This window comes from Antrihabitans stalagmiti (assembly GCF_016482825.1).
In the GTDB taxonomy this organism is placed as follows: Bacteria; Actinomycetota; Actinomycetes; order Mycobacteriales; family Mycobacteriaceae; genus Antrihabitans; species Antrihabitans stalagmiti.
On the sequence record NZ_JAEMNV010000003.1, the window covers coordinates 664,047 to 676,891 of the forward strand.

General features: G+C 63.7%; 10 protein-coding genes. 3 read left to right on the top strand and 7 right to left on the bottom strand.

Annotated elements, in window-relative coordinates; genetic code table 11:
• Positions 1 to 57 precede the first annotated feature (57 nt).
• Positions 58 to 2,649 carry a helix-turn-helix transcriptional regulator gene (locus JGU71_RS11850; protein ID WP_199704316.1) on the top strand — a complete coding sequence of 864 codons (2,592 nt, stop codon included), beginning with the start codon at positions 58 to 60 and terminating at the stop codon, positions 2,647 to 2,649.
• 6 nt (positions 2,650 to 2,655) lie between these two features.
• Here the strand turns inward: JGU71_RS11850 and JGU71_RS11855 are convergent, their stop codons facing one another.
• From JGU71_RS11855 to JGU71_RS11865, 3 genes are all read right to left on the bottom strand, one after another.
• Complete coding sequence (locus JGU71_RS11855) at positions 2,656 to 3,750, bottom strand: alpha/beta hydrolase (protein WP_307829631.1); 1,095 nt, start codon at positions 3,748 to 3,750, stop codon at positions 2,656 to 2,658.
• A 205-nt stretch (positions 3,751 to 3,955) separates the two neighbouring features.
• Positions 3,956 to 4,543, bottom strand: coding sequence for a methylated-DNA--[protein]-cysteine S-methyltransferase (locus JGU71_RS11860; RefSeq protein WP_372433152.1), 588 nt, complete (start codon positions 4,541 to 4,543; stop codon positions 3,956 to 3,958).
• Between the two features lie 31 nt (positions 4,544 to 4,574).
• Positions 4,575 to 4,859, bottom strand: a complete 285-nt coding sequence (locus JGU71_RS11865) for a hypothetical protein (RefSeq protein WP_199704318.1) — start codon at positions 4,857 to 4,859, stop codon at positions 4,575 to 4,577.
• Positions 4,860 to 4,920: 61 nt separating this feature from the next.
• Here JGU71_RS11865 and yczR point away from each other — a divergent pair, with 61 nt between their 5' ends.
• Positions 4,921 to 6,408, top strand: coding sequence for a MocR-like transcription factor YczR (yczR, locus tag JGU71_RS11870; protein ID WP_199704319.1), 1,488 nt, complete (start codon positions 4,921 to 4,923; stop codon positions 6,406 to 6,408).
• A 4-nt stretch (positions 6,409 to 6,412) separates the two neighbouring features.
• Here yczR and JGU71_RS11875 read toward each other — a convergent pair whose 3' ends face one another.
• The 3 genes from JGU71_RS11875 to JGU71_RS11885 form a co-directional block, all read right to left on the bottom strand.
• The gene (locus tag JGU71_RS11875; protein WP_199704320.1) at positions 6,413 to 8,122 is read right to left on the bottom strand and encodes a putative bifunctional diguanylate cyclase/phosphodiesterase; all 1,710 of its coding nucleotides are present in this window, start codon (positions 8,120 to 8,122) and stop codon (positions 6,413 to 6,415) included.
• 86 nt (positions 8,123 to 8,208) lie between these two features.
• Positions 8,209 to 9,993, bottom strand: a complete 1,785-nt coding sequence (locus tag JGU71_RS11880) for a putative bifunctional diguanylate cyclase/phosphodiesterase (protein ID WP_307829604.1) — start codon at positions 9,991 to 9,993, stop codon at positions 8,209 to 8,211.
• Between the two features lie 220 nt (positions 9,994 to 10,213).
• Positions 10,214 to 11,299, bottom strand: coding sequence for a CaiB/BaiF CoA transferase family protein (locus tag JGU71_RS11885; protein WP_199704321.1), 1,086 nt, complete (start codon positions 11,297 to 11,299; stop codon positions 10,214 to 10,216).
• 239 nt (positions 11,300 to 11,538) lie between these two features.
• On the opposite strand from JGU71_RS11885, the gene JGU71_RS11890 reads away from it, so the two are divergent.
• Positions 11,539 to 12,021, top strand: coding sequence for a DUF456 domain-containing protein (locus tag JGU71_RS11890; RefSeq protein ID WP_199704322.1), 483 nt, complete (start codon positions 11,539 to 11,541; stop codon positions 12,019 to 12,021).
• 7 nt (positions 12,022 to 12,028) lie between these two features.
• On the opposite strand, the gene JGU71_RS11895 is transcribed toward JGU71_RS11890, so the two are convergent.
• Entirely contained in the window at positions 12,029 to 12,808 is a 780-nt protein-coding gene (locus JGU71_RS11895) for an amidohydrolase family protein (protein ID WP_199704575.1), read from the bottom strand.
• Positions 12,809 to 12,845: the final 37 nt, after the last annotated feature.

The window sequence follows — 12,845 nt, forward strand, 5'->3', positions numbered from 1 at the left end:
CGGCGGGCCCGCCCACCAAAAAGACTCACGAGGCGCGGAGCGCCCTAGAATTCGTTCATGTTGTCGCCGTGGCCCACCGTTGCACGGCAAAGCCACCTGACCACCCTGTCGGCCGCGTTGCGCAGCCGAGGCGGGCCGCGCGGTGTCGTACTCACAGGCGGGTCCGGGCTCGGCAAGACGACGCTCGCTCGGCACACGGTGAAACAGCTCAGCGGCACTACGCGCTGGGTTGCGGGAACCGAGACCGCGAAAGGTATTCCGCTCGGCGCTTTCGCTCACCTCGTCGAGGTGTCCGACCGGCGGGAACCCCACGCGATACTGCGGACCGTCCGCGAGCACCTGCTGCTCGGCGACCCCAACGTTGTTGTCGGTGTCGACGACGCGCACCTGCTGGACCGACTCTCGGCCACCGTAGTTCATCAGTTGGCGATGGAGCGGGCCGCACACTTTGTCGTCACCGTCCGAATCGAGTCCGATGTGCCGGACGCGATCAGTGCGCTGTGGCGCGACGGCCTGCTCACCCGGGTCGATCTGAGCCCGTTCAGTCGCGACGAGATTGTCGACGTCGTCGAAACCGTTCTGCAAGGACCTCTCGAGGACGTCAGCGCCGACCGGCTGCTGCAGACGTCGCAAGGCAATCCGTTGTTTCTGCGACACCTCGTCGAAGGCGCGATCGAAGCGGGCAATCTGCGACGTGTGGCCGGCGTGTGGCAACTCCGGGGGCCGACGGTGATCAATCCACAACTGTCGACGCTCGTCGAGGCGCGGCTGGCGGGCTTGCCCGAGGAATCGCTGAAGGTCGTCGAACTGTTGGCGTTCGGCGGAAATCTCGACGCGGACGTACTGCGGTCGTTGCGTGAACCCGGTGCGGTCGATGCAGCTGCCGCCGCAGGCCTGACGAAGTCGCTGAGCAACGCGGACAAGGACACTGTCGCCCTGTCACATCCGATCTACGCCGAGGTGATTCGTGCACGCACCGGGACGCTGAAGGCGCGACGGATCAGAGGTGAACTCGTCGGCGCGCTGTCTGCGAGCAGACCGACCCACGTCAGCGACCGAATCGCGCTTGTTGCCCTCGCACTCGACAGCGACCGTGAACCCGACGTCGAGTCGATGGTCGATTCCAGTGGCGACGCAATGACATTGGGCAATCTGGAGCTCGGTGAGCGACTTGCACGCCGCGCGGTCGCACTCGGCGGCGGGTTCAAAGCTGCTCTTGCACTTACGCAGTCGCTGTCCTGGCAGGGCAAAGGGCGCGAAGCCGAAGCGGTTCTCGCCGAGCTCGACCCCGATGGTCTCGACGAAATCCAGCTCGCGATCTGGTCGACCACCCGCGCTGCCAACCTGTATTGGATGCTGGGGGACCGTGATTCGGCCGACACCGTGTTGCGCGGCGTCCGTTCCCGACTGACGGCGCGGCCGATCGTGGTGTTCGTCGACATGTGGCAGGCGATGGTCGACAACGACGTCGGGGCATCACTTCGAACGGCACACGAGGTGCTTGACTCCGACCTCACAGGTCCTGCGTCGCAGGGCTGGGCGGCCTTCATCGCCGCGAGTATTCATCTGCAGTCCGGTCGAATCGAGCAGACGCTCGACCTGGTCCAGCGGGGTCTCCGCGCTGCCTCGCAATCGAAGTCCGGTCTGCTGCGTTTCAATCTCGGTTTACTCGAAGTCCCCGCACTCGTGATTCATGGCGATCTCGAGGCTGCCGAGGTCGCTGCCAACCGGTATGTCGGCTACGCGGTAGGTCAGCAACCAGCGCGTGCCAAAGCCGGTGTGCTGCTCGGCCAGGTCTACCTTGCAACGGGCCGGCTCGAGTCTGCTCGTCGTGAGTTCGAGCAGGCGATCGCGGCACTGCAGGGCGTCGGGCAGTCGTGGGAATTCTTCGCGGCGACCAACCTGTGCCAGACGGCGGCGTTGCTCGGCAAGGTCGAGGTGGCGACGCAAGCACTCGCGCGCGCGGAGAAGTTGATCGGCGGCGCTGGGCAGCTTCTGGAAACGGAACTGGAAATTGCACGTGGCTGGCTCGCAGCCGCGCAGGGGCAGTCGTCGGCCGCGGTCGCGCACGCACTCGAATCTGCTTCCATCGCAGCACAATCCGGCCGCTGGACCGTCGAGGCCAACGCGCTGTTCGCGGCGGCGCGATTCGGAGATCGAAGCGTCGCAAAACGATTGGCCGAGTTGACGGATTCGGTCGACGCCGAGCCGATGCGTATGCAGGCCGCGCACGCGGCGGCCTTCGCCGCTGACGACGGTTCCGGGTTGATCGTCGCGTCCGCGCTGTGGGAACGGATGGGGGCGATCCTGTTGGCGGCAGACGCGGCCGCGCAATCCTCGATCGCCTACGAGCGCAACAAAAATCGGCGCGGCCAGGTGTCGTCGGCAGCGACTGCCGCACGTCTTGCCAAAGAGTGCGACGACGCCAGATCACCCGCGATCATCGACGCGTCGAATCCGCTACCGCTGACGTCGCGGGAGCGTGATATCGCTGCTCTCGTCGCACTCGGCTTGTCCAACAAGGAGATTGCCGACAAGCTCGCGGTTTCGGTTCGGACGGTCGAGGGGCACATCTACCGGGCCTGCATCAAACTCGACGCGCCCGATCGAGATGCGCTCGCTCGTGCGCTCAAACACGCGCTGACTTGAGATCGTTTACGCCGAGCGAGCGGCTGAATTGGCCACCAGCGTGCGTTCGACGAATCCGACAACCTCGTCGAGCGCCGCAGCAGCTTCGGGAACGATGCTTGCAGCCGCTTGAAACACGTGAATCTGCCCGTGCCACACCTGCAGTTCGCAGGAAACGCCTGCCCGGCCGAGTTCGACTGCGAAACGCTCGGCGTCCGGGTACAGCAGCTCGGCGTCGCTGACTTGGATCAAAGACGGCGGGAGTCCGGTGCAATCGGAGCCGACCAAGGAGCGCGGCACAGTTCGACTCGCGACCATCTTCATAAATTCACGAGCGAACGACTTCGTGAACATGGCGTCGTTGTGCGCGGCTCGAAGCTTGGATTCGAGCTCGAATTCGGTCGGCGGTGAGATCGATACGATTGCACCTGGCACCGGAAGGCCTTGCTCACGCGCGACGATCGCAGTCATGAAGACGAGGTAGGCACCCGCCGAATCGCCTGCAAACACAATCTGTTCCGCGGGAACGCCACTGGCAAGTGCGTAGCGATACGCGTCGAGGCAATCGGCGACACCGTCGTCGATCGAATAGTCGGGCATCATTCGGTAGTCGACTTGGAGTACTTCGGCCGACAGGTCGCGTGCCAGCCGCGAGATCAGCTGCGAGTGCAAATGTCGGCCACCGACGAGAAACGCGCCACCGTGCATGTAGACGACGTAGCGGTCGCTGTCGACGCGCTCCGGCGTCGCAATTTCCGCCTTGCAGTTCGGTAGGGAAACACCTCGTCGGGTGGTGCCGGGTACCGAAGGCAGCAACCGGCCGATCTGGTCCAAGGCTTTGTACGGCCACGGAAGATTTGGCGCCAACGCCCAGGCCGCGATGAGTGGTCGGACGGTCAGTCGAATGCCGAGGTCCAGTCCGCGGGACTGCAGGCTCCGATCGGTGAACTCGTTACGAACGTGCGTCTGCTCGGACCTGACCTGAGCAACCTTGCGGACGCGAGACGCGTCTTTCCTTCGACTGGCAACCACGTTGTAGCCCCTTTCGAAAATCGGGTCGGGCAGAACTGCATGTACGACGCCGTCGTCGCACACCGACCTGATGTCGAAGACAAGTATCACGGCTTGCAACAGGGGTGTCTCTAGGCGGATACAACGAATGTTGCTCGGCCGTTTGTTACCGGTAACAATGCGGAGATGCACTCGCTACCGCAGTTGTCGCCCGATGCACTGATTTCCACACGGAAAATTCCCCGGCTGCGGGAGGTCGCCGAAGCGGCTTTGGCAGCCGCTCTCGTAGCGGTCCCGAACGGTGTCTGCTCGACGGTCAGAAGAGCGTCGGAGCATCGAATCCTGGCGCCTGCTCGATTGCCAGCAGCTGTCGCTTCGTCTGGGTAGAGCCGAAGGCGGTGAACCCGCCGACCTTGTTGCCGGCGGCAAGAACTCGGTGGCACGGAATGATTATTGGAAAAGGGTTGCGCCCCAATGCTTGTCCAACGGCTTGCGCAGCGCCGGGCGCTCCGACCAGCGCGGCGACCTCGCCGTAGGTGAGTGTCGACCCCGAGTCGATTGCTCGGATGGCCTCGTAGACCCTGCGGTTGAACTCCGGAACTCCGGTCGTGTCGAGTTCGATCCATCGCAGGTTGTCGGGGGAGCCGTCGAGATGGGCAATGATCGCCTCGATCGCTGTCGCAATACGCGACGGCGGTGCTTGTGGCGGCGTGTGGTCGGAGCTGCCCGAGGCCAGCGCCGAGCGCATCGCCGTGTCTTCCACATCGCGTTCGGGTAGCTGCAGACCGACGACCCCGAGGTCGTTCCAGGCGATACCGCAGGTGCCGATCGCGGTATCGAACAGCGTGTATCCACCGCTTGCCACCCGACCGTCTGTCATGTGTTCGAGTATCCCCGTACCCACCGACAGTCAGTCCAGTTCTGAAAACTGGACTTCACGCCGCAAACTTCTGCGAAGGCTCCTCCGGGACTTCAGCGGCCTTGGGGGTCGCGGGCCTCGCGTATTCGGGCCACTCGTCGTCGTCGCGACGGCTCGCGATCGCGTTCAACTCCTGCTGGAGCCGATCCTGCTCGCGGTCTCCGTAGAAGAAGCCCGCCAGCGGAGCCGCAGGTCGGAACTGGTCGAGGTGGAAGATTCCGTGTTTGGAACCCTCGGGTGCGTAGTGGTACACGATGGCCGCGAAGGTCGCTATCGCCAGGAGCGCCAGGAAAGTAGTCATAGGAAAACAATGCGGCGAGCTGGCCTTGCAAAAAAGAGCCAAGTCGCAAATACTGGACTGCATGGCTATGAGAGTGTTGGGCGTGAGTTCGCTGACCCGCGATCTGGGGCAATGGCGGCAGGGCCGCCACGACGACTCGGCAAGTTCCCGAAAGTCGTCGAAGCCCGCCTATCAGGCACTGGCCGACAACATTCGGTTGCTGATCCACGACGGTCGGGTGCCGCTCGGCGTTGCACTGCCGAGCGAGCGCGACCTCGCGAGCGCACTGGCCCTGAGCCGCACGACCATCACATCCACCTATTCGCTGTTGCGCGAGGACGGCTACCTCATCAGCAGGCAGGGGAGCCGAAGCACAGTCGCACTACCTTCCGGTGCGACGCCGAACGGCTTGATGTTTCAGGCGACCGTGGCCAAACCGGACCGCCCTGCCGTCGATATGAGCTACGCGGCACTGCCCGCGCCGCCCGAGGTCGAAGGCGCCTACGCCGCTGCACTGCAGGCATTGCCCGCCTACCTGCCGTCCCACGGTATGGAGCCGATCGGGATCGCGGTGCTGCGCGAGGCCATCGCCGCGCGCTATCGCGCTCGTGGGCTGCCGACCGAGCCGGAACAGATCATGGTCACTCTCGGCGCGCAGCATGCACTGCGGCTGCTTATCGCCGCCCTCACCTCGCCCGGTGAGCGCGTCCTGATCGAACATCCGACCTACCCGAACGGTATCGAGGCTATCCGTAATGCAGGCGCCAGGCCTGTTCCGGTCGCACTGCGCCCGGAGGACGGCAACTCGGGTGGCTGGGATCTCGACGGAATTCGTAGTGCCGCAAGGCAAACCGCAGCCAAGATGGCCTACTTCGTGCCGGACTTCCACAACCCGACCGGCCTGTGTCTCGACGATCACGGTCGGGCCGAACTTGCCCGCATCGCACGCGAGACCCGGATGACCATCGTCGTCGACGAATCGATGGCCGAGTTGAATCTGGACGTCGAGCCACCGACGCCGGTTGCATCGTTCGCACGAGGTTCGGAGATCGTCACGATCGGGTCGGCGTCCAAATCGTTCTGGGGTGGACTTCGAGTCGGGTGGATTCGAGCGAATCCGGCACTCGTCACCCGCCTCGCAGGCACCCGATCCGCAGTGGACCTCGGAACTCCGATCATGGACCAACTCGCGACGGCACACCTCCTCGCCGACGCCGACGCGATACTGGATGCGCGCCGCAATCTGCTTCGAAGGCAACGTGATTCACTGCTGACCGCGTTGGCCGATCACCTGCCCGACTGGAGGCCGATCAACGGATCGGGTGGCATGTCGCTCTGGGTGCAACTGCCGTCGCCGGTGTCGACGTCACTTGCGGCAACCGCACCGAACTTCGGGGTATTGCTCGCTGCCGGTCCCCGATTCGGCGTCGAAGGCGCCTTCGAACGGTTCATTCGCTTGCCGTATGCGCAGACCGACGCGGATCTCTGTCTAGCGGTGTCCGCCCTCGCTGCCGCCTACGACATGTTGTCGCCGCGCAACGAGCAGGAAGCAACGCTCGTGTGCGTATGACGGCTCAGGTGGGGATGGGGTGGTTCGCCGCGAGATCTGCGAGCAACTGCTCGACCGACTGCGGCCGTCCGTAAAGGTAGCCCTGTGCGAACCGATAGCCGAGCGTCGAAAGTGCGGTCGCTTGATTCGTGTACTCGACGCCTTCGGCGATGATGTACAAGCCAAGCGCTGCACCGAGTTTCGCGATCACCTCCAGTAGAGGAGGGGGCGGAGAATCGGGCGCGATCGAGGCGACGAACGAGGCGTCGAGCTTGAGAATGTCGGTCGGCAGGGTCATCAAACGACTCAGTGACGAGTACCCGGTACCGAAATCGTCGATGGCGATTCTGATACCTCGTCGGCGCAGGGCAGCCAGGTTGGCGATGGCGACCGGCGTGTCGATGTCGAGGAACGTCTCCGTCACCTCGACCACCAGTTGGTCTGCGGGCCAACCGGTTCGCCTCAGCACCTCGTCAACTCCGGCGATGAAACCTGCCTCGATCAACTCGAGCCCGGACGCATTGACGTTGAGCGTCAGCTTCTCACCCGGCGTCGCCTTGGCCAACCGCATCGCTTGTTCGCAGGCACGTGCGAGAACGAAGGCACCGAGGTGTGAGATCAAGCCGTTTTCTTCGGCGGCACGGACGATTTCGGCGGGAGTCACGGTCTGTGCCGAGGTATCGCACCATCGGACGAGCGCTTCGTAGCCGACCACCTTGCCGCAGGCTTGGAGGTCGACGATCGGCTGCAACGCGATATCGACGGCATCGGACCGGATGGCATCCAGGATCGCGGCGGTCGGCTGCGGATCGTGTCCGGTTTCGAGAACGGACCGATTGCGCCCGGCCAGTTTCGCCCGGTACAGGCCGACCATGGCCCGACTGACCATATAGGACGCAGACTCGCCCTGCTGCCACGACGTGACGCCGGCGGAGCAGCCGACCTCGATCGCGTCTCGCATCCGGTCGGCGAGCAGAATCACGCCCTGCTCGCTCATGTTCGGCATCAGCAGCGCGAACTCGTCGCCGCCGTACCTCGCCAGAATTCGATTCGGACCCAGCAACTTTCGCCAGATGTCGGCGATACGCTGCAGTTCGGCGTCGCCGTCGGCGTAACCACGGGAGTCGTTGAAAAGCTTGAAATGATCGAGGTTCAACACCGCAATCGCCGGTCGCGTTCCGATTCGGCCGGCCCGCGCGATTTCCAGGTCGAGGCTCCGGTCGAAGCCACGCTTGTTCACGAGGCCCGTCAGCGCGTCGATGTCTGCGTCGGACGCCATCCGAGCCAACACCGCTACAGAGCAGGCAACCGCAAGCGATACCCCTGCGGGTACCAGTCCGGTCCACCACGGGATATCCGGCCGGACCGCAATGCCGACCATGCACATCGTGACGGTGAAGACGGTGTTGACCGCACCCCACGCCCACGAGAAGAAAAAGGCGGCATCACAGATGATCGCGACGTAGAGCGACGCGAAAGCCAGGGCCGCGATGCTGCTTGTCGCGTTGACGATCGCGACGGTAAGCAGGACCGTCGCGGAGAGAATCAGCACCGGATGTGTGCGCGGATCGACTCGTCGTCCCAAGATGAGCAGCGTCGCACCGATGATCAGTGCCGATGCACCGACACTGCCGACTATCAGGCGATTGCCGCTCGTCTCGTTCGGCATCAGAATCGTCACCGTCGTGCCGAGGACGCCGCCGAAGACATAGAGTCCGCCGGCCGTGCGAGACATCAGAGAAGGAAGGATCAGTGTGGACGGCGCAGAGCGTCGGATCGATCGTCGATTAGCGCGATCCGTGCTCACCCCCCACCTCACATTCAGGTACCTACCGAGGTCGGGGTCCCCAGGCTGTCGATCAAACCCCTCGCGGACTGCGGTTTACCGTAGTAGAAGCCTTGGGCGAGCGAGTAGCCGAGGGCGGTGAGAACGGCAGCTTGATGCGAGTTCTCCACACCTTCGGCAATCACGGGAAGGCCGAGTGAAGTCGAGAGCAACGCAATGACCTCGAGTAGCGGCGGAGCTTCTCCTTCGGACGTTATCGAGGTGATGAACGACCCGTCCAACTTCAGGAAATCGGTCGGCAGCGTTTTGAGCCTGCTCAGCGACGAGTAGCCGGTACCGAAGTCGTCGATCGCGATCCTGATGCCGCGCGTACGAAGGTCGGTCAGGTTCGTGATCGCCGTCGGCGTGTTCACGTCGAGGACGCTTTCGGTCACTTCGAGCACAAGCTGCGCCGCGGGCCAACCGGTAGCGCGCAACACTTCGTCGACTCGTCCGACGTAATCTTTTTCGACCAGCTCGAGGCCCGAAACGTTGACGTTGAGTATCAGGCGACGGTCCGCGACCGCACTCTGGAAATCGTGCGCGTCCCGGCACGCACGGTAGAGGACGAACTTGTCGAGGTTGCCGATCAGGCCGTTCTCTTCGGCGACCCGGATCACCTCTTCGGTCGTCACCGACGGCTGCGTCACCGACTGCCACCGCACGAGGGCTTCGACGCCGACGGTCTGCCCGTCGTCGACGAGGCTGACGATGGGCTGGTACTGGACCTCGAGGGTCTCGCGCGCTATCGCCTCGACAAGTTCGACAGCGAGGGGTGGTCGTCGTGACGATTCCAGGACGGTTCGGTTTCGGCCTGCCTGCTTTGCGCGGTAGAGCCCGACGTCGGCGCGGCTTACGAGGAACGAACCCGATTCGCCGGGCTGCCACGACGTGACGCCTGCGGAGCACCCGAGCGCGATCGCCTCACGCATCTGGTCGGCGAGCGATATCGCACCCTGCTCCGACATGTCCGGTACCAGTAGCGCGAATTCGTCGCCGCCGTAGCGGGCGAGAATCCGGGTCGGCCCGAGTAACTTCTGCCATTGATCGGCAACACGTTGCAATACGGCGTCACCGGAGCGATGGCCCAATTCGTCGTTGACAGTTTTGAAACGGTCGAGGTCGAACAAAATCAATGCGGGACGCAAACCTGTACGAGTGGCTCGCGCAATTTCCAAATGGAGACGCCGATCGAATCCACGTCTGTTCAACAAGCCGGTCAGCGAATCGATATCGGCATCGGAGGCAAGTCGGGCGAGGACACCGACGACGCAGCCGACCGCGATGGTGACGCCGGACGGAATCAACCCCGACCACCACGGCAGTTCGGGCCGCAACATAAGGACCGTCATACAGCACACGACGGCGAACAGGATCTGTCCGGCAGCGCGAAACCACGAGAAGAAGAACGACGAATCACAGGCGACGAAAACGTAGCAGCTGGCAAGTGAGAGAGCTGCTGCGTTGCTCGTCGATTGGTGGACGGCGACGGTGATCAGGATCGTCCCGAAAACCACCAGGATCTGGTGGGTGCTCGGGCGTACTCGATCACCGATCACCACCAGACCGAGACCGAAACAGACAGCGCCGAATGCTGCGACTGCGACGACGAGTCGATTGCCGGGACCGTCGTGGGGCATCAGGACGCTGAGTACGGTGCCGAGAATGCCGCCCATCGCGAAGAGACCGCCCGTAGTACGCGCCATGACGGTCGACGTAGCGAGAGCGAACGGCACGCGTGCCGGTGCGCCTGCTTCGCCGAGCCGCTGGGTTCGCCGCACGCTGTTCACATTACCGCTCTATCTCACCCTCCCCGGTTTGCTGGAGGATGCCTAGTTGAATATCCGGATTATTGCGCGCTGGGAGGACTGCCGGTTCGGCTTTGAAGCTTAATCTCTCGAGTGTGTGCATGTTGGTATGAGCCCGTTTTTCCAACGTAAGCAAAACCGGCAAAATTACGGCGGCAGGTTTCTCGCGGTTTGTCGCTGCGCAGGCCGGCCGTCAGCGCCAGACCGTCGACGGGTCGGTCGCTTCCCGCGGCGGCGCGGTAGGTACGGCATTCGGCGTGCGAGAGAACCGCGGCGCAGGTAGGTGGGAAACAACGCCGTCGACCTCGATCAAAGAGCCGCGGGCCGCAATATGGGCATTCGAGTTCGCTTCCTCGAAGGTGAGCACCGGTGTTGTGCATGCGTCCGTACCTGCGAAGATCTCGGCCCACTCGTCACGGGTCTTCGTCTTGAACTTTGCGGTGAACAGTTCGCGCAGCGTCGGGAATCCGGCGGGATCGATCTGATAGGGCAGGTCGGCAGGATCGAGCTCGAGGCCTGCGAGCAACTGTGCGTAGAACTGTGGCTCGAGAGCGCCGACGGCCATGTACTTGCCGTCCGAGGTCTCGTAGGTGTCGTAGTAGGGCGTACCGGTGTCGAGCATGTTCACACCACGCTCGTCGGACCACATGCCGACGCCGCGCATACCCCAGATCATGTGTGAGAGGGCAAGCGTGCCGTCGATCATCGCCGCATCGACGACCTGACCTTCACCCGACGTCTGGCGCTCGACCAGAGCCGCAAGGATGCCGAAGACGAGGAACATCGAGCCGCCGCCGAAATCGCCGACCATGTTGAGCGGCGGAACCGGTCGCTCGCCCTTGCGGCCGATGGCGTGCAGCACGCCGGTGAGGGAGATGTAGTTGATGTCGTGGCCTGCCCGATCTGCCAGCGGACCCTCCTGCCCCCAACCCGTCATCCGGCCGTAGACGATCTTCGGATTACGGGCATGCACGTCGGCGGGACCGAGCCCGAGCCGCTCGGTGACCCCCGGCCGAAAACCCTCGATGAGGACGTCCGCGCGATCGAGCAGGTCGAGCACGATCTCGACGCCCGCCGGGTCCTTCAAATTGGCTTCGACGACCGTGCGGTTACGTAGCTGCGCGCGATCCATCCCGCCGGGTAGTTGCCCAGCTCGCTGGACTCTGACGACATCCGCACCGAGGTCGGCAAGCAGCAATGCCGCGTGTGGGCCGGGTCCGATGCCGGCCAGTTCGACGACGCGTACTCCGGCTAGCGGGCCTTGTTTCGCTGTGCTCACTCTTCATCCTCGTTCCGGGTTGGAGCTGGGTCTCGATTCGACATGCTTACGATTCGATACGCTTTCGATTCGACAGTGTACGAATCGGCGTGTTTCACGCACGAGCGGGTGCCGTTGGCCGTGGGTCAATAGCGCCGTCGCCGCCGAGCATGCGGCCGCACCGCGCGATGGGTGGTTTGCCCGGATAGGGTTTGGCCCATGATCAATCTCGTACCCGGCGCTCGGATCGCGGCAGCCGCATGAGCGGCTGGGGTGAGCTCCTCGTCGGCCTGGTGATCCTCGTCGGTCTCATCGGCGTCGTGGTTCCGATATTGCCCGGCGTGGTGCTTGTTTTCGGTGCGATCCTGGTCTGGGCGATTGTCGAAGGCGGCGTGAGCAGCTGGGCCGTTTTCGCGATTTGCACTGTGCTGCTTGTTATCTCGGGTGTGGTCAAGTACACCTGGCCAGGCAAGAAGATGCGCGACGCCGGGGTGTCGAAGCGGTCCCTCGTGATCGGCGCACTGTTCGGCATCGTCGGGTTCTTCGTCGTCCCGGTGATCGGCCTGTTCATCGGCTTCATCCTCGGCACGTATCTGTCCGAGCTGCAGCGGCTTTCGCGTCACGACCAGGCGTGGCCCGCGACGTGGCACGCCACCAAGGCGGTCGGCCTTTCGATGCTGATAGAACTGCTCGGTGCCCTGCTCGCGAGCGGCATCTGGTTGGTAGCCGCAATCGCGACGTGATGCGCCGTCAGCCGAGCGCTGCCGACGATTCGTTCTGCTGGACAGCGCTTTTCGGTGGCACCCGGTAGAAACTGCGGGCATTGGTATCGAGCACCGCGCCGAGATCGTCGCCGACGGCGTCGGCGATCACATCGATATCCGAGGCATCGAACGCACGTTGAGCGCGCGTCCCCGGTAGGTCCGACCCGAACATCAAAGCTTCGGGACTCACCGCATGTATCTGCCGCAACGTGTCGAGGATGTCCATGTCGACCCGACCGAAGCCGGTTGCCTTCACCTTGACCCCACGGTCGACGAGATTCAGCAGGTACGGCAGACCGTCGGTGGACATGCCCATGTGATCGACACTTGCCGCTGGCAGCTTCGTCAACACGGGTTCCAGCGACGGCAGCAGCGAGCCGTCGACGTAGAGCTCGGCGTGCCAACCGGCAATCTCGTGGGCGCGCAACGCCTGCAGGGTCAATCCGGCGATGTCGATCGCCCCGCGCTTGAGGTTGAAACGGATCGCGCGTACCCCCGCGCGATCGAGTTCGACGATGTCGTCGTCGGTCGCATCGGGGTCGAGTTGGGTCACCCCGACCCAGCTGTCGCCGAGTTCGGCAAGAGCTGCGACCAGGTAGGTCTGGTCGGTTTCCTGCCACGAGCCGCTGACGACGGCACCGCCTTCGACGCCGAAACCGCTCATCCGCTCGCGGTACTGGGCGATCGTGAAGTGTTCAGGAAGATAGCCGTTGTTTCCGACCAGCGGAAACCGCGGGTCGATGATGTGAAGATGGGCGTCGAACACAGCTCTAAGCATGCCCCACAAGCCAAGCGGGCAAGAC

Bases quoted from the DNA above. Each gene is read 5' to 3' on its own strand.
- JGU71_RS11875 (WP_199704320.1), bottom strand. From the start codon at position 8,122: ATGTCTCGCACGGCCGGCGGACTCTATGTCTTCGGCGGCGTCCTCGGC.
- JGU71_RS11890 (WP_199704322.1), top strand. From the start codon at position 11,539: ATGAGCGGCTGGGGTGAGCTCCTCGTCGGCCTGGTGATCCTCGTCGGT.
- JGU71_RS11865 (WP_199704318.1), bottom strand. From the start codon at position 4,859: ATGACTACTTTCCTGGCGCTCCTGGCGATAGCGACCTTCGCGGCCATC.
- yczR (WP_199704319.1), top strand. From the start codon at position 4,921: ATGGCTATGAGAGTGTTGGGCGTGAGTTCGCTGACCCGCGATCTGGGG.
- JGU71_RS11850 (WP_199704316.1), top strand. From the start codon at position 58: ATGTTGTCGCCGTGGCCCACCGTTGCACGGCAAAGCCACCTGACCACC.